A 16480-nucleotide genomic window follows, 5' to 3' on the forward strand; every position below is an offset into this window, starting at 1 on the left:
CTCAGAGCAGGCGGGCCAGTCGCTCGAGGATCAGCACCGCAAAGAAGCCCAGTCCGGCCAGCACCGTCCACTTGACGATGACGATGCCGCGCCGGCGCCAGACGACCTGCCGGGTGCCGATGTAGAGGGCGAAACACAGCACCGCTGCGAAGAGCAGCAGGCCGATGACCAGGCGCACGATCATCATGACCGCATCAAGCGCTCTGCGCTCACCAGGCCGGCGCCAGCTGCGCGAAGCCGCGCGGCGCCTGACGCTCGTCCTCGAAGCTGACGATCTCGTAGGCCGTCTCGTCGGCCAGCAGCGCGCGCAGCAGCTTGTTGTTCAGCGCGTGGCCGCCCTTGAACGAGGTGTAGGCTGCCAGCAGCGGATGGCCGGCGACCTGCATGTCGCCGATCGCGTCGAGGATCTTGTGCTTGACGAACTCGTCGTCGTAGCGCAGCCCGTCGGCATTGAGCACGCGGTAGTCGTCCACCACGATGGCGTTGTCCATCGAGCCGCCCAGCGTCAGGCCGCGCGATCGCATCAGCTCGATGTCGCTGGCCATGCCGAAGGTGCGCGCGCGGGCGATCTCCTTCTTGTACTGGCCCGAACCCATGTCGAACACGAAGTGCTGGCCGGTGGCGGCCACGGCTGGGTTGTCGAATTCGATCTGGAAGGACAGCGTGTAGCCGTGGTGCGGCTCCAGCCGGGCCCACATCAGCCGCTTGCCCTCGCCCTGTCGCACCTCGACCGTCTTCTTCACACGCAGGAACTTCTTGGCCGCGTTCTGCAGCGCGATGCCGGCGCTCTGCAGCAGGTAGACAAAGCTGGCCGCCGAGCCGTCGAGGATGGGCACCTCGTCAGCATTGATGTCCACGTACAGGTTGTCGATGCCCAGACCGGCGCAGGCTGACAGCAGATGCTCGATGGTCTGCACCTTGGGCGCACCGGGCTGGCCGTCGACGCTGATGGTGGTGGCCATGCGGGTGTCGCTGACACTGTCAGGACGCACCGGGATGTCCACCGGCGTGTTCAGGTCGACCCGACGGAACACGATGCCGGTGTCCGGTGCCGCCGGACGCAGCACCAGCTCGACCTTCTGGCCGCTGTGGATGCCGACACCGACCGCGCGGGTCAGCGACTTGAGGGTTCGTTGCTGCAGCATGTCAGGGATTGTCCTAGATTGCGCCGCATTCTGCTGCTTCGGGGACTTGTCGCCCCGCGTCGGCACACCGGCTCAGGCTGCCCCCGGCACAGGCGCATCGCCCGGCGGCGGTGCCGTGGGCCTGTGCACGGGCAGCATCAGGCTCAGCCGGGTACCCTGGCCTGGACGGGTGTCCAGCTGCAGCGTGCCGCCCAGCCGCCTGGCCCTCTTGATCTGACTGCGCAGGCCGCGCCCCTGAGGCGCCGTGGCCGGGTCGAAGCCCTGGCCGTCGTCCTCGACGCGGATTTCCACCTTGTGTCCCAGGTCGCGGGTGACGATGCGGACACGGCTGGCCTGGGCGTGCTTGAGCGCATTGTTCAACGCCTCCTGCAGCAGCCGCAGCACATGCAGCGCATCGGGCGGTTCCAGCCAGGGCAGCTGGGGCAGGTCCTGCACATCCCACTCCAGCGTCAGCCCTCCGGTCTGCAGGCGCTTGCCCAGGCGGTAGCGCATCGTCGCCAGCAGCGAGACGAGGTCATGGCCGACCGGCTCCAGCGAGTCGATCACCAGGCGCAGATCGTCCACGCATTCGCGCAGCACTTCCACCACCTGCTCCTGCGACATGCGGCCCTGCTCCACCGCCACCATCGCGGAAAGCAGCGATGAACCCAGGCCGTCGTGCATGTCCTGCATCAGGCGCTGGCGCTCCAGCAGCAGCGCCTGCTGACGCTCGGCTTCGCTGAGCTGCTCATGCTTGACCTGCAGCTGCGCGCCCTGCGCGGCCAACCGCTCGCCCAGCTGCCGGTTGGCCGCTTCGGCTTCGGCCTGCGCATCGTCGAAGCGGTACTTCACCGCCACCAGGAAGGCAGCGACGATGATCAGCGTCGTGAAGGGCATCAAGGAAACATGCTCGGCACCCCACCAGCCGGCCAGCAGGCCGAGATCGTGCAGGCCGGGCAGCAGGCCGAGCCAGAGCCCCGCGGCAATCAGACGCATATCGCGATCGCGACTGCGATGCGCAACCTGCGTGATGTAGGCATTGCCGCCGATCGCCACCAGCGCGTTCACCAGATGCTGCGCCAGCACCGGATCCACCGGCAGACGCCACAGCGGCATGGTCGCCACCGTGGTGGCCATCACGAAGAGCAGCACGAGGCGCTCGAAGCGCAGGTGCCGCTGATGCAGGAAGCGCAGCGCGAGCAGGTAGCTCAGCAGCATGCCCCAGGCCAGCGAGGCATGGGTGGCCCACCAGAACCAGTTGTAGGCCAGCGGGCCGTCCGGCAGGTCGATGTAGTAGTGGGCCGTGCGCACCATCCACAGCACGCTGGCCACCGCGGCCAGCAGATAGACAGTCTCGTGGCGCTGCCGGAGCCACAGCGCGAAGGCGAAGGCGCCCAGCACGGCCAGCGTCAGGCCCAGGCTCTGCGGCAGGCTGATCTGCGTGGCCCAGCGCAGGCGCTGGATGGGGGCCAGCTCGGCATGGGTTCCCAGCCGGATCCGCGGCACCATGTAGGCGGCCGAGCGGAGCACCGGCACGGCCACGACGATCTCCAGCCGGCCCTCGCGGCGCAGCTGCTCACTGACATAGGCCGGGAACATCGTCATCAGCGGCCTCACCCATTGCTCGCGCGCACCCTGCTGGTTGTCGAACACCGGCACCCAACCAGCGTCGGTGCGCACCAGCACCGCAGCCGCGAGCGCGCGCAGGCGCGGCAGGTACAGGCCCAGTTCGTCCGCCTGGGCGGCAAGCTGAGGTTCGTAGTGGATGCGATACCAGCGCATCTCGAGCGGCGCCTCGGCGGGCGCCAGTCTGTGCGGACGCGCCTGATCCGGCAGACTCACGGTGCTCCAGGCCCCGCTTTGCTGCGGCGGCAGCAGCTCGGCGGGCAAGGGCTGAGCACGCCCCTGCAGCTCGGACAGGCTCTGCCACCAGCCCTCGAGCTGACTGCGCTGCAGCGGCGTGACCGCCAGCTCCACGGTCCCGATGCGATCGCCGCCACCGAAGAGTGGCGTCGTGCCAAGCGACTGGCGCTGGGCCTGCGCCTGCTGCACCGGCAGGGCCAGGCACAGGACGATGCACAGCATCAGCACGCCGTGCAGCACGCGCCCCCACTCCCTCGCTCGCATAGACCTCCGATATGCCTTCCACAGAGTGCGCTGGCATGAGTCCGGCGTTCAGGCCTGGCCTAGGCCGGATGGCACGCGACAGCGGCAATCGACAGTCTGCCCCCTCGCGGCCGCGCTGGCTATCGCCGTGATCCCCAGCATCTCGACGCTGTCGCGCCGCCGCTGCAAGCCGTGAGCACGCAATGACAAACGCCGGCAGGAGCGTGGCGTACGCTGCTGCCGGCGGGCTTGGCGATGCGAAATGGAGCGACTTGCGTGGGGCTCAGCCACGCCGCTGGCAGGCGGCGTGTCCTTCGATGGGCGTCGGACATGCCGCAGGGCATGTCCTCGGTCCCATATCAGCCTGGCCATGCAGGACATGGCCGGTCCTTCGGCAGGGGTCGACGAGTCCGCAGGGACTGAGCCCGGACTCGGACAGTCCTGAGGACTGTCTGAGCCTGGCGAAGGCCATGGCCCTCCGGGCTATGGCTTGGCTCTGCCCTCAGTCAGCCTGCTTGCGCAGGAAGGCGGGGATCTCGATCTCGTCCATGCCGTTGGACGACAGGGCCTCGACCTTGGCCGCGGCGGTGCGGCCATGGCGCCAGACGCTGGGCACAGCCATGCCGGCGAAGTCGTTGCCGCCGACGGCAGGCGCGGCGCCCGGCAGGTTCACCGCCTGGCTCAGCACCGGGATGTTGTCGGTGCCGGTGCGCATCACCGCCTGGGTCTGCACCACCTGCAGCGGAGCCGCGGCACGGGCACGATTCGACGCCAGGCCAGTGGCGATCACGGTGACGCGCAGCGCGTCGCCCAGGCTCTCGTCGTAGGCGGTGCCGTAGATGATGTGCGCGTCATCGGCGGCATAGCGCTTGATCGCGTTCATCGCGTTGCGGCTCTCGGCCAGCTTGAAGGTGTTGCGGTTGGCGGCGATCAGCACCAGCACGCCACGCGCGCCGGACAGATCGATGCCTTCCAGCAGCGGGCAGGCCACGGCCGCCTCGGCCGCCTTGGTGGCGCGGTCCGGGCCGCTGGCCACCGCCGTGCCCATCATCGCCTTGCCGGGCTCGCTCATCACGGTCTTGACGTCTTCGAAGTCGACGTTGACCAGACCAGGCATGTGGATGATGTCGGAGATGCCACCGACGGCATTCCTCAGCACATCGTTGGCGTGGCCGAAGGCCTGGTCCTGGGTGACGTCGTCGCCCAGCACCTCGAGCAGCTTCTCGTTGAGCACGACGATCAGCGAATCGACGTTGGCTTCCAGTTCGACCAGACCGGCATCCGCGGCCTTGCCGCGCCGGCTGCCTTCGAAGTCGAAGGGCTTGGTCACCACGCCAACGGTCAGGATGCCCATTTCCTTGGCGATGCGCGCGATCACCGGTGCAGCGCCGGTGCCGGTACCGCCGCCCATCCCGGCGGTGATGAACAGCATGTTCGCGCCCTGGATGGCTTCGCGGATGCGCGCCTCGGCTTCTTCGGCGGCGGCCTTGCCCATCTCGGGCTTGGCACCAGCGCCGAGGCCGGTACTGCCCAGCTGGAGGAGCTGGTCGGCCTTGGATCGATTGAGGGCTTGGGCGTCGGTATTGGCGCAGATGAACTCCACACCCTGCACACCCTGGGCAATCATGTGGTCGACCGCATTGCCGCCGCCGCCACCAACCCCGATCACCTTGATCTGGGTGCCCTGATCAAACTCTTCGATCATCTCGATCGCCATAAGAAACCTCCTTCGCCGATTATGCAGTTGCCAAGCGTGAAAAACTACGGGGGAATCCCCGTTTTTTTAGCCTTAGTCGCTGTTTCGCGACTTCACTTCCCATTCAGAAATTACCCAGGAACCAATCTTTGGCGCGACCCATCAAGGTTTTCATCGAACCCGCCTGCTGGCTGGCCTTCAAACCCCGGGTACGCGACAGCCGCGCTTCTTCCAACAAACCCATCACGGTCGCCGATCGGGGGTTTGCAACCATGTCGAACAGAGCTCCGCTGTAAGTCGGCACGCCACGGCGCACCGGCTTCAGGAATATGTCCTCGGCCAGCTCCACCATGCCCGGCATCACCGCCGATCCGCCCGTCAAAACGATGCCGGAAGACAGCAACTCCTCGTAACCGCTTTCGCGTATGACCTGGTGGACCAGAGAAAAGATTTCCTCGACTCTGGGTTCAATTACCCCTGCAAGTGCTTGTTTTGAAAGCATGCGAGGTGCCCGATCGCCCAAACCCGGCACTTCCACCTGGTCGGCCGGATCGGCCAGCAATTGCTTGGCCACGCCAAACTCGACCTTGATTTCCTCGGCATCCTTGGTCGGGGTGCGCAGCGCCATCGCGATATCGCTGGTGATCAAATCCCCCGCGATGGGGATTACCGCGGTATGTCGGATCGAGCCGCCGGTGAATATCGCCACGTCGGTGGTACCCGCGCCGATATCCACCATGGCCACACCCAGATCACGTTCGTCCGAGGTCAGCGCGGCGGCGCTGGAGGCGCTGGGGTTGAGTACCAACTGCTCGACTTCCAGCCCGCAGCGGCGCACGCACTTGACGATGTTCTCGGCCGCACTCTGGGCGCCGGTGACGATGTGCACCTTGACCTCCAGGCGCCCGCCGCTCATGCCGACCGGCTCCTTGACCTCGTGGCCGTCAATGATGAATTCCTGCGGCTCGACCAGCAGCAGGCGCTGGTCGTTGGGGATGTTGATCGCCTTGGCGGTCTCGACGACACGGGCCACGTCCACCGGCGTGACCTCCTTGTCGCGCACGATCACCATGCCGGTGGAGTTCTGGCCGCGGATGTGGCTGCCAGTGATGCCGGTGTAGACGCGGCCGATCTTGCAGTCGGCCATCATCTCGGCCTCTTTCAGCGCCTGCTGGATGGACTGCACGGTGGCATCGATGTTCACGACCACGCCGCGCTTCAGACCATGCGAGGGCGCCACGCCCAGGCCGGCGATGCGCAGCTCACCGTTGCCCAGCACCTCGGCGACCACCGCCATGATCTTCGCGGTGCCGATGTCCAAACCAACGACCAGATCCTTGTATTCCTTGGCCATATGCCCTCACGTCTTCCTGCCCCGTCCCCGGGTCGGGGCGGGCGCTGTCGTTGTCACGCCGCGCAGCCGCACGGCAAAGCCCTCGGCATGGCGCAGATCGGCCGATGCCAGCGTCGATTGGTAATGCGTGGTGATGCGCTGGATGTTCTGCGCGAACTGCGCGTAGCGCGCCTGCACCTCGGCGTCGTCGCCGCGGCCCAGTTCGACCACCGCGCCGCGCTCCAGCGTCGCGCGCCAGGAACCGCGGCTGGACAGGTCCAGGCGCTCGACCGCGTCGTCGATCGCGCGCGTGCGCCTGTCGATCTCGCTCCACATGCGCAGCATCTGGTGCGAGCGCCCTTCCGGCCCGGCCAGCACCGGCAGGCTTTCGTCTTCCACATCGCCCAGATTGGCATGGAAGACCTCGCCGAAGCTGTTGACCAGTGCGCGGTCCATCGCTGCATCACTGCCGGCTTCGGCACCGTCGGGCTTGGGCTCCCAGTAGGCCGCCACCTGATGCTCTTCGAGGCGCACACGCAGTCGGTTAGGCCAGACGCGCTGCACGGTGGCGCGACGCACCCAGGGCACGGACTCGAAGGCAGCGCGCGCCTGCGCCAGATCCAGCGTGAGGAAATTGCCCGACAGCCGCGGCAGCGCGTTGGCGCGCAGCGAGGCGACGCCGTTGCGATTGACCTCGCCCACCACCTCGATCTTCTGCAGGGCGAACACCGGCAGCCGCACCAGCTTGTGCACGATCAGACCCAGTGCCGCCAGCACGAGGCCGGTCAGCAGCAGCGCCGTGATGCCGTTCATCAGACGGATGTCTGGCGGCATCGGCGTGGCTTGGGTGTCCTGGCTGCGGCTCACGATGGTCTCGCTCGGTCGTCCTGCGTTCAGCCTTGTTGATCCAGCCGGGCCTGCGACAGCAGCCACAGGCACAGCGCCTCGTAGGAGATGCCCGCCGCCTTGGCCGAGATCGGCACCAGCGAATGCGAGGTCATGCCCGGCGAGGTGTTCATCTCGAGCAGGAAGGGCTTCATGTCCTTCTTGCGCAGCATCAGGTCGGCGCGGCCCCAGCCACGGCAGCCCAGCGAGCGGTAAGCCGAGACCACCAGCGCCTGGATCTCGCGCTCCAACTCAGGCGCCAGGCCGCAGGGGCAGTCGTACTTCACGACGTCGGTGAAGTATTTGTTCTGATAGTCGTAGTCGCCCTCCGGCGCGCGGATGCGCACCACCGGCAGCGCGAAAGCGCCCTCGCCTTCACCGAGCACCGGGCAGGTCAGCTCCTCGCCATCGATGAACTCCTCGACCAGCACCTCGCTGTCGTACCGGGCGGCCAGTTCCACCGCGTCCTGCATCTGCGAGTAGCCCATCACCTTGCTCGCACCGATGCTGGAGCCCTCGTGCGGCGGCTTGACGAACAGCGGCAGGCCCAGCTCGTCGGGCAGCGCTCGCACACGCTCGCGGCTCAGCTCGGCCTTCTTCAGGCTGGCCCAGCGCGGCGTGGGCAGATCGTCGCCGCGCCACAGCCGCTTGGTCATGATCTTGTCCATCGCGATCGCCGAGGCCATCACGCCGGAGCCGGTATAGGGGATGCGCATCAGCTCCAGCGCGCCCTGCACCGTGCCGTCCTCGCCGCCACGGCCATGCAGCGCGATGAAGCAGCGCGCAAAGCCTTCGCTCTTCAGCTCGCCCAGGGGCCGCTCGGCCGGGTCGAAGGCATGCGCGTCGACCCCCTGCGCACGCAGCGCCGCCAGCACACCGGGGCCGGACATGGTCAGCGACACCTCGCGCTCGGCCGAGCTGCCGCCCATCAGCACGGCCACCTTGCCCAGCGCCTTCACATCGATCTTGCTTGTATCCAGCATGCTCACTGCCGCACCTCCCCATCACCCTTGCCGGCCAGCGCCACGCAGCGCGCCGGCACGCCGCCGATCGAACCGGCGCCCATCACGATCACCACATCGCCATCACGGGCCTGGGCGGCGATCGCCTGCGGCAGCGCGTCGACGCCACCGACCAGGCCGGCGCCGCTGGCAGCAGCCAGCGCTGCCGCGTCCGCGCCGGCGATCGGCGCCTCACCTGCGGCATACACATCGCTCAGCAGCACCACATCAGCCTGCTTGAACACCGCGACGAAATCGGCGAAGCAGTCGCGGGTGCGCGTGTAGCGGTGCGGCTGGAAGGCCAGCACCAGGCGGCGGCCCGGGAAGGCGCCGCGCGCGGCCGACAGCACAGCGGCCATCTCCACCGGGTGGTGGCCGTAGTCGTCGATCAGCGTGTAGCGGCCGCCGTGCAGCGCAGGCAGCTCGCCCCAGCGCTGGAAACGCCGGCCCACGCCGCCGAACTTGGCCAGCGCCGCCGCGATCGGCGCGTCGGGCAGCTCGATCTCGCGCGCCACCGCGATCGCGGCCAGCGCATTCAGCACGTTGTGCCTGCCGGCCAGGTTCAGCGTCACCGGCAGATCGGGCTGACCTTCGCCGCGTGCGACGAAGCGCATGCGCCCGCCTTCGAGCGCCTCGACCTGTTCGGCCCGCAGCTCGTTGCCAGCTGCGAAGCCGTAGGTGATCACCGGCCGTTGCAGACGCGGCAGGATGTCGCGCACGCCGGGGTCGTCGCCACAGACCACCGCGGCGCCGTAGAAAGGCATCTTGTGCAGGAAGTCGACGAAAGCGCTCTTGAGCTTGCCGAAATCGTGCTCATAGGTGTCCATGTGGTCGGCGTCGATGTTCGTCACGACCGCCAGCATCGGCAGCAGGTTCAGGAAGGAGGCATCGCTCTCGTCGGCCTCGACGACGATGTACTCGCCCGAGCCCAGGCGCGAATTGGCGCCTGCCGCATTGAGCTTGCCGCCGATCACGAAGGTCGGGTCGACGCCGGCCTCGGCCAGCACCGAGGTCACCAGCGAGGTGGTCGTGGTCTTGCCATGCGTGCCGGCGATCGCGATGCCCTTCTTCAGCCTCATCAGCTCGGCCAGCATCACCGCGCGCTGCACCACCGGCACGCCAGCGGCACGCGCAGCCAGCAGCTCGGGGTTGTCGGCCTTGATCGCGGTGGAGACGACAACGGCCTGCGCGCCGGCGATGTGCGCCGCCTCATGGCCCACCCGCACCTGCAGCCCCAGCTCGGCCAGGCGGCGCAGCGTGGCGCTGTCGCTCTGGTCCGAGCCGCTGACCGTGTAGCCCAGGTTGTGCAGGATCTCGGCGATGCCGCTCATGCCGGCGCCGCCCACGCCGATGAAATGGATGTGCTTGACGGCGTGCTTCATGATGACTTCTTGCCCACCAGGGATTCGATTTCGTCGGCCACGCGACCGGCGGCACGCGGACGCGCCAGGCCATGGGCACGGATCGCCATCGCCAGCAGCTGCTCTCGGTCCAGGCCCGACAGCAGCGCATGCAGCTTCTCGGCGCTCAGGTCGTCCTGCGGCAGATGGATCGCCGCCTCGTGCTGGGCCATGAAGCGCGCGTTGTCGCGCTGGTGCGCCGTGGTGCTGACCACCAGCGGCACCAGGATGGCCGGCACGCCGGCAGCGCAGAGCTCGCTGACCGTCACCGCGCCGGCACGGCAGATCACCAGGTCGGCCTCGGCCAGGCGGCGCGCCATGTCGTCGATGAAGGGCAGGATCTCCGCCTGCACCCCGGCGGCGTGATAGGCCGCCTGCACGGTGGTGAAGTTGGCCTGCCCGCTCTGGTGCGTGACGATGGGGCGCGATTCAGCGGGCCACAGCGCCAGCGCGCGCGGCACCGCGGCATTGATCGCCTGCGCGCCCAGCGAGCCGCCCACCACCAGCACGCGCAGCGGTCCCGTGCGGCCGGCATAGCGCTCGGCCGGCGCAACGATCGCCTCGATCTCGGCGCGCACCGGATTGCCGGTGACCACTGCCTTGGCCGTGGACGCCGCCGCCGCGCCGTCGAAGCCGAAGGCGATGCGCCGCGCCAGCCGCGCCAGCGCACGGTTGGAGAGCAGCAGCGCCGCGTCCGCATTGACCAGCAGCAGCGGCTTCTTCATCAGCCAGGCCATCAGGCCACCGGGCAGGCAGACATAGCCACCCATGCCCAGCACCGCATCGGCGCCGCGCGTGACCAGCACCTGGCGGCTCTGGATGAAGGCTTTCACCAGCCCGACCAGGCCCTTGAAGGCATGGACCAGACCCTTGCCGCGCAGGCCGGAGAAGGCCAGGCGGTCCAGTGGCAGGCCGGCCGCCGGCACCAGCTTGTTCTCCATACCTTGCTCGGTGCCGATCCAGCTGACGCTCCAGCCGCGGCGCTTCATCTCCTCGGCCACCGCCAGGCCCGGGATGATGTGGCCGCCGGTGCCGGCCGCCATGATGACGAGGTGTTTTGTCATGCGCGGCCTCCGCGCATGAGTTGGCGATTCTGGCTACGGCACGCGCACTGCGTGCGCTTCACGTCGCTGCGCGACATGAGCCTGCGCCCAAACAGCCCCGCGGCGCGCTCGCCGCGCGCCCCCGCCTGGCTGCGATGCATCCAGGCGCTCATGCTCGGCCTCCTCGCATGAGTTGCCTGTTTTCAATATCGATCCGCAGCGCAATCGCCAGCGCGATGCAGTTCAGCATGATCGCCGAGCCGCCGTAGCTCATCAGCGGCAGCGTCAGGCCCTTAGTGGGCAGCGCTCCCAGGTTCACGCCGATGTTGATGAAGGCCTGGCCCGCCATCCAGATGCCAACGCCTTGCGCATAGAGACCGGCGAAGACGCGATCCAGCGCCACCGCCTGACGGCCGATATGGAAGAGCCGGCGCGACAGCCAGAAGAAGGCGCAGATCACCAGCGCCACGCCGACGAAGCCCAGCTCTTCGCCGATCACCGCGAGCAGGAAGTCGGTATGCGCCTCGGGCAGGTAGTGCAGCTTCTCCACGCTGCTGCCCAGCCCCTGGCCGAAGAATTCGCCGCGACCGAAGGCGATCAGCGAGTGCGTCAGCTGGTAGGCCTTGCCCTGGGCGTACTTCTCGTCCCAGGGGTTCAGGTAGGCGAAGATACGCTCGCGGCGGAACTCGCTGAAGGTGATCATCAGCACGAAGGCGCCGATCAGCACCGCGATCACCAGGAAGAACATGCGGCCGTTGACGCCGCCCAGGAAGAGGATGCCCATCGCGATCGCGGCGATCACCATGAAGGCGCCCATATCCGGCTCGGCCAGCAGCAGCAGGCCCACCACCGCCAGCGCCACCACCATGGGCCAGACCGCCTTGACGAAGTTCTCCTTCACCTCCATCTTGCGCACCATGTAGTTGGCCGCATACATGGCCATGGCCAGCTTGGCCAGTTCTGAGGGTTGGAAGTTGATCACCCCCAGCGGCAGCCAGCGACGCGCGCCGTTGACGCCTTTGCCGACGCCGGGGATCAGCACGATCACCAACAGCAGCAGTGCCAACACGAAGAGATGGGGCGCGATGCGCTCCCAGGTCGAGACCGGGATCTGCACCACCACCAGAGCAGCCAGCAGACCCAAGCCGATGGCCATCGCCTGACGCAGCAGGAAATGGGTGGACTGGTAGCGCGCGAACTTCGGGTTGTCCGGTATCGCGATCGAGGCCGAATAGACCATCAGCAGGCCCAGCGCCAGCAGCGACAGCACCACCCACACCAGGGTCACATCGAAGCCGACGATGTGCGTGGGCTGGCCGGCCGAGGTGCTGACCCAGTCGCGCACCGGCACGGTCTCGGCGCGCTCGCCGCGGCGGAACAGGCCGCGCAGGCGATCCAGCAGCGGTTGGGCGAAGGATTGGCTGCTGTTGCTCATCAGGCCAGCCCCTCATCGTCGGCAATGGATTGGGCCGCGGCCACGAACACCTCGGCGCGGTGCGCATAGTTGCGGAACATGTCCAAACTGGCGCAGGCCGGACTGAGCAGCACGCTGTCGCCGCTCTGCGCCTGCCCATAGGCCCAGCGCGTCGCTTCTTCCAGCGTCGCGCAGTCCTGCATCGGCACGCCGGTCTCAGCGAGCGCCGCGCGCAGCGCCGGCGCATCGCGACCGATCAGCGCGATCGCGCGCGCATGGCGCTTCAGCGGCTCGCGCAGCGGGCTGAAGTCCTGGCCCTTGCCGTCGCCGCCCAGGATCAGCAGCAGCTTGGCCGGCGCTCGATCCGCGCCCAGGCCACCGATGGCTGCCACGGTCGCGCCGACATTGGTGCCTTTGGAATCGTCGTAGAAATCGATGCCGCGCACGGTCAGCACATGCTCGACGCGGTGCGGCTCGCCGCGGTACTCGCGCAGCGCATGCAGCATCGGCGCCAGCGGGCAGCCCGCGGCGGAAGCCAGTGCCAGAGCCGCCAGCGCATTGGCGGCGTTGTGGCGGCCGCGCACGCGCAGCGCGTCAGCAGGCATCAGGCGCTGGATCAGCAGTTCCTCGGCCTCGTCGCCCTTGCGCTGCAAGCCTGCCCCCAGGCCGCCATCCGGCGTCCGCCCCCCGCGGGGGTCAAGCAGGCTTGGGGCGGCCCGGCGCTTGCTTGTCACGGTCTCATCGGCCTCGTGCGCGCGCACCAGCCAGGCCATGCCGTTCTCTTCGATCAGGCCGTAGTCGCCGGGATGGCGCGGCGCATTCAGGCCGAAGCGGATCACCTTGCGCGCCACGATCTTCGCCGGCCGGCCGCGGCCCTGCTGCACCTTGAGCGGCGCCGGCACCATCGCCTCGACCAGCGGGTCGTCGCGGTTGATCACCATCAGCGCCTGGCTGCCGAAGATGCGCGCCTTGGCGCGGCCGTAGGCGGCCATGTCGCCATGCCAGTCCAGATGGTCCTGCGTCAGATTCAGCACCGCAGCGGCGGTGGGCTCGAAGCCGACGACCGTGTCGAGTTGGAAGCTGGACAGCTCCAGCACCCAGACCTCGGGCAGGTGCTCGAACACCGCGGGCTTCGGCGCCGGCGGCTTGATCGGCAGCGGCTGCTCGTCGAGCAGCTCGGCCACTTCTTCCAGCGTGCTGCGCTCCTGCGCCTCGGGCTGCGCCGTCGACTCGTCGGCCGCTGCGTCGACGAGTTCGCTGCCGTCGATCTCTTCGACGGTGTCCTGCGGCGCAGCCTCGTCGGTCGGTGCGGACTCGGCGGTCGATTCGGCCTGCTGCGGAGCCGGCTCCAGGTCCAGTGCCTGCTGCAGCGTGGTCAGCATGCTCGGGCCGATATTGCCGGCCACGGCGACGCGCTTGCCGGCGCGCCCGACCAGGGCCGCGGTCATGCAGGTGGTGGTGGTCTTGCCATTGGTGCCGGTGATCGCCAGCACCGCAGGTTCATAGCGTCGTTCGGCCTTCAGATCAGCCAGCGCACGCGCGAACAGGTCCAGCTCGCCCTGCACCGGCACGCCCGTCGCATGCGCGGCGTCCAGCAGAGCCTTGAGCCGCTCGTCCAGCGGCGACAGGCCCGGGCTCTTCAGCACCAGCTGCACGCTGGCCAGAGCGTCGGCACTCAGCGCGCCGCTGAAGAAGTCCACGCCAGGCAGTTGCTCGCGCAATGCCGCCAGCTGCGGCGGGCTCTCGCGCGAGTCCCACACGCGGGCGCTCGCACCATGGCGCACGCACCACGCGGCCATCGCCAGGCCGGAGTCACCCAGCCCGAGGATCAGCGTGTTGAGCCCTGCGAGATGCTTCATCGCGAGCTCACCGGAGTTTGAGGCTGGCCAGGCCGACCAGGCACAGCAGCATCGTGATGATCCAGAAGCGCACCACCACCTGCGTCTCCTTCCAGCCCGACTTCTCGAAGTGGTGGTGCAGCGGCGCCATCTTGAAGATGCGCCGGCCTTCGCCGGTGACGCGCTTGGTGTACTTGAACCAGGCCACCTGGATCATCACCGACAGCACCTCGGCGACGAAAACGCCGCCCATGATGCCCAGCACGATCTCTTGCCGCGTGATCACCGCCACCGTGCCCAGGGCGCCACCCAGGGCCAGCGCACCGACGTCGCCCATGAAGACCTGGGCCGGGTGCGCGTTGAACCACAGAAAGGCCAGGCCCGCCCCGGCCAGCGCACCGCAGAAGATCAACAGCTCGCCAGCGCCTGGGATATAGGGCAGCAGCAGGTACTTCGAGTAGACCGAGGAGCCGGTCAGGTACGCGAAGATGCCCAGCGCCGAGCCGACCAGCACCACCGGCATGATGGCCAGGCCATCCAGGCCGTCGGTGAAGTTCACCGCATTGCTGGTGCCGACGATGACGAAGTAGGACAGCGCGATGAAGCCGAACACACCCAGCGGATAGCTGACCGCCTTGAAGAAGGGCACGATCAGGTCGGCCTTGGGCGGCAGGTCGGTCGAGAAGCCGCTGCTGACCCAGCGGTAGAACAGCTCGATCACGCCCAGGATGCTGGTCTCCGACACGCTGAAGGCCAGATACAGCGCCGCAATCAGGCCGATCAGCGACTGCCAGAAGAACTTCTCGCGGCTCTTCATGCCCTCGGGGTCCTTGTTGACCACCTTGCGCCAGTCGTCCACCCAGCCGATCGCACCGAAACCCATCGTGACCAGCATCACCACCCAGACGAAGCGGTTGCTCCAGTCGAACCACAAGAGCGTGGAGATGCCGATGCCGATCAGGATCAGCACGCCGCCCATGGTCGGCGTGCCGCTCTTGGCCAGGTGCTGCTGCACGCCGTACTCGCGGATCGGCTGGCCGATCTTCATCTCGGTCAGGCGACGGATCACCCAGGGCCCGAAGGCCAGACCGATCAGCAGCGCGGTCATCGCCGCCATCACGGCACGGAAGGTGATGTAGTTGAACAGGCGCAGAAAGCCCAGATCGGGATCCAGGGTCTGCAGCCACTGCGCAAGGCTAAGCAGCATGGTGCGTGCCTCCCTGGACGTTCATGTCCTCGTCGGCAGCCAGCAGCGCGGCCACCACCTTTTCCATCTGCATGAATCTCGATCCCTTGACGAGGATGTTGTCCGCGGCCGGTGCCGCGCCTAACGCAGCCACCATCGCGGCGGTGTCGGTGAAATGTCGGGCCGACGGCCCGTAGGCGGCGGCGGCCTCGGCGCACAGCGTGCCAGCGGTCCACATGGCTGTGATGCCGCGCTGTGCCGCATAGGCGCCCACCTCGCGGTGGAACTCAGGGCCCTGGTTGCCGACCTCGCCCATGTCGCCAAGCAGCAGCCAGGAGCTGCCCGGCAGCTCGGCCAGCATCGCGATGGCGGCACGCACGCTGTCGGGGTTGGCGTTGTAGCTGTCGTCGATCAGCGTGATGCGCTTGCCTGCCTTGACGAAGCTCTTCAGCTGCGAGCGGCCCTTGACGGGCTCGAAGCGCTCCAGCCCGGCGACGATAGCGGCCAGCGGCGCGCCCGCGGCCAGCGCGCAGGTGGCGGCGGCCAGCGCATTGCGCACATTGTGCTGGCCGGCCATGCGCAGCAGCACCGGCGCATCGCCAGCCGGCGTGTGCAGCTCCAGCGCCCAGTGCCCAGTGCCGGCGTCGCCGACGATCCAGCGCGCGCTGCCGCTGACGTCCGCAGGGCCGGCAAGCGCAAAGCTCAGTACCGCATGGCGGCCGGCCTGCACCTGCCAGATCGGCGCACAGGCATCGTCCGCCGGGAAGACGGCGACACCGGACGGCCCCAGCGACTCGATCACGGCGCCGTTCTCGTGCGCCGCCGCCTCGACGGTCTGCATGAATTCCTGGTGCTCGCGCTGCGCGTTGTTGACCAGGGCCACGGTGGGCCTGGCCATCGCCGCCAGCGGCGCGATCTCGCCCGGATGATTCATGCCCAGCTCGACCACCGCGGCGCGGTGCCACAGCGCGTCGTCCTGGCGCAGGCGCAGCAAGGTCAGCGGCACGCCGATGTCGTTGTTGAAGTTGCCCTCGGTGGCCAGCGCCGCCTCGCCCAGCCAGGCGCGCAGGATGGACGCGATCATCTGCGTCACCGTGGTCTTGCCGTTGCTGCCGGTCACCGCGATCAGCGGCAGGTGATGGTGCGCGCGCCAGGCCGCAGCCAGCACGCCCAGGGCTGCCTTGGCGTCGGGCACCTCGATGCCGGCCAGACCTGCAGCCGCGAGACCGCGCTCGGCCAGCGCGGCCACGGCGCCGGCGGCCCGGGCCTGAGGCAGAAAGTCGTTGGCATCGAAGCGCTCGCCGCGCAGCGCGACGAACAGGTCTCCGGCACGCAGCGTGCGCGTGTCGCTGTGCACGCGCGCGATCTCGATCGCCGCATCGCCGACCAGGCGTGCGCCAGGGATCGCCGCCTGCAGCAGGTGATGGGCCTGGCCCAAGGTCATCAGCGTGGTG

At 68.3% G+C, this 16480-nt stretch carries 13 protein-coding genes; all 13 read right to left on the reverse strand.

All coding sequences use genetic code 11. The features are described from left to right. Nucleotide 1: 1 nt before the first annotated feature. The 13 genes from AC2EBS_RS07940 to AC2EBS_RS08000 all read right to left on the reverse strand — a co-directional run bounded on the left by AC2EBS_RS07940 (nucleotide 2) and on the right by AC2EBS_RS08000 (nucleotide 16470). Nucleotides 2-187: a hypothetical protein gene (locus tag AC2EBS_RS07940; protein WP_484727852.1), complete on the reverse strand. Its 186-nt coding sequence runs from the start codon at nucleotides 185-187 to the stop codon at nucleotides 2-4. A gap of 22 nt (nucleotides 188-209) precedes the next feature. Further along, nucleotides 210-1145: a UDP-3-O-acyl-N-acetylglucosamine deacetylase gene (lpxC, locus tag AC2EBS_RS07945; protein WP_484727853.1), complete on the reverse strand. Its 936-nt coding sequence runs from the start codon at nucleotides 1143-1145 to the stop codon at nucleotides 210-212. Nucleotides 1146-1217: 72 nt separating this feature from the next. Then, complete coding sequence (locus AC2EBS_RS07950; RefSeq protein ID WP_484727854.1) at nucleotides 1218-3251, reverse strand: sensor histidine kinase; 2034 nt, start codon at nucleotides 3249-3251, stop codon at nucleotides 1218-1220. Nucleotides 3252-3732: 481 nt separating this feature from the next. Then, a complete protein-coding gene (ftsZ, locus tag AC2EBS_RS07955; protein WP_484727855.1) occupies nucleotides 3733-4947 on the reverse strand; it encodes a cell division protein FtsZ in 1215 nt (404 codons plus the stop codon). A gap of 103 nt (nucleotides 4948-5050) precedes the next feature. Next, on the reverse strand, nucleotides 5051-6280 hold the full coding sequence (gene ftsA / locus AC2EBS_RS07960; protein ID WP_484727856.1) for a cell division protein FtsA: 1230 nt from the start codon (nucleotides 6278-6280) through the stop codon (nucleotides 5051-5053). Nucleotides 6281-6286: 6 nt separating this feature from the next. After that, nucleotides 6287-7126, reverse strand: a complete 840-nt coding sequence (locus AC2EBS_RS07965) for a cell division protein FtsQ/DivIB (protein ID WP_484727857.1) — start codon at nucleotides 7124-7126, stop codon at nucleotides 6287-6289. 26 nt (nucleotides 7127-7152) lie between these two features. Continuing rightward, nucleotides 7153-8127, reverse strand: a complete 975-nt coding sequence (locus AC2EBS_RS07970; RefSeq protein ID WP_484727858.1) for a D-alanine--D-alanine ligase — start codon at nucleotides 8125-8127, stop codon at nucleotides 7153-7155. Nucleotides 8128-8129: 2 nt separating this feature from the next. Continuing rightward, nucleotides 8130-9527: a UDP-N-acetylmuramate--L-alanine ligase gene (gene murC, locus AC2EBS_RS07975; RefSeq protein WP_484727859.1), complete on the reverse strand. Its 1398-nt coding sequence runs from the start codon at nucleotides 9525-9527 to the stop codon at nucleotides 8130-8132. Then, on the reverse strand, nucleotides 9524-10609 hold the full coding sequence (murG, locus tag AC2EBS_RS07980) for an undecaprenyldiphospho-muramoylpentapeptide beta-N-acetylglucosaminyltransferase (RefSeq protein ID WP_484727860.1): 1086 nt from the start codon (nucleotides 10607-10609) through the stop codon (nucleotides 9524-9526). The genes murC and murG overlap by 4 nt, the downstream gene beginning before the upstream one ends. Nucleotides 10610-10757: 148 nt before the next feature. Beyond that, the gene (ftsW, locus tag AC2EBS_RS07985; protein ID WP_484727861.1) at nucleotides 10758-12023 is read right to left on the reverse strand and encodes a putative lipid II flippase FtsW; all 1266 of its coding nucleotides are present in this window, start codon (nucleotides 12021-12023) and stop codon (nucleotides 10758-10760) included. Beyond that, on the reverse strand, nucleotides 12023-13861 hold the full coding sequence (locus AC2EBS_RS07990; protein ID WP_484727862.1) for a Mur ligase family protein: 1839 nt from the start codon (nucleotides 13859-13861) through the stop codon (nucleotides 12023-12025). The genes ftsW and AC2EBS_RS07990 overlap by 1 nt, the downstream gene beginning before the upstream one ends. A gap of 7 nt (nucleotides 13862-13868) precedes the next feature. Beyond that, the gene (gene mraY / locus AC2EBS_RS07995; protein WP_484727863.1) at nucleotides 13869-15047 is read right to left on the reverse strand and encodes a phospho-N-acetylmuramoyl-pentapeptide-transferase; all 1179 of its coding nucleotides are present in this window, start codon (nucleotides 15045-15047) and stop codon (nucleotides 13869-13871) included. Beyond that, a complete protein-coding gene (locus AC2EBS_RS08000) occupies nucleotides 15037-16470 on the reverse strand; it encodes a UDP-N-acetylmuramoyl-tripeptide--D-alanyl-D-alanine ligase (RefSeq protein ID WP_484728309.1) in 1434 nt (477 codons plus the stop codon). The genes mraY and AC2EBS_RS08000 overlap by 11 nt, the downstream gene beginning before the upstream one ends. Nucleotides 16471-16480: the final 10 nt, after the last annotated feature.

This window comes from Roseateles sp. T103, from assembly GCF_057219915.1.

Excerpts from the sequence above, each read along its gene's own strand:
- murC (WP_484727859.1), bottom strand. The coding sequence starts at position 9,527 with ATGAAGCACGCCGTCAAGCACATCCATTTCATCGGCGTGGGCGGCGCC.
- murG (WP_484727860.1), bottom strand. The coding sequence starts at position 10,609 with ATGACAAAACACCTCGTCATCATGGCGGCCGGCACCGGCGGCCACATC.
- AC2EBS_RS07950 (WP_484727854.1), bottom strand. The coding sequence starts at position 3,251 with ATGCGAGCGAGGGAGTGGGGGCGCGTGCTGCACGGCGTGCTGATGCTG.
- lpxC (WP_484727853.1), bottom strand. The coding sequence starts at position 1,145 with ATGCTGCAGCAACGAACCCTCAAGTCGCTGACCCGCGCGGTCGGTGTC.
- AC2EBS_RS07940 (WP_484727852.1), bottom strand. The coding sequence starts at position 187 with ATGATGATCGTGCGCCTGGTCATCGGCCTGCTGCTCTTCGCAGCGGTG.
- ftsA (WP_484727856.1), bottom strand. The coding sequence starts at position 6,280 with ATGGCCAAGGAATACAAGGATCTGGTCGTTGGTTTGGACATCGGCACC.
- AC2EBS_RS07990 (WP_484727862.1), bottom strand. The coding sequence starts at position 13,861 with ATGAAGCATCTCGCAGGGCTCAACACGCTGATCCTCGGGCTGGGTGAC.
- AC2EBS_RS08000 (WP_484728309.1), bottom strand. The coding sequence starts at position 16,470 with ATGACCTTGGGCCAGGCCCATCACCTGCTGCAGGCGGCGATCCCTGGC.
- AC2EBS_RS07970 (WP_484727858.1), bottom strand. The coding sequence starts at position 8,127 with ATGCTGGATACAAGCAAGATCGATGTGAAGGCGCTGGGCAAGGTGGCC.
- ftsW (WP_484727861.1), bottom strand. The coding sequence starts at position 12,023 with ATGAGCAACAGCAGCCAATCCTTCGCCCAACCGCTGCTGGATCGCCTG.
- ftsZ (WP_484727855.1), bottom strand. The coding sequence starts at position 4,947 with ATGGCGATCGAGATGATCGAAGAGTTTGATCAGGGCACCCAGATCAAG.
- mraY (WP_484727863.1), bottom strand. The coding sequence starts at position 15,047 with ATGCTGCTTAGCCTTGCGCAGTGGCTGCAGACCCTGGATCCCGATCTG.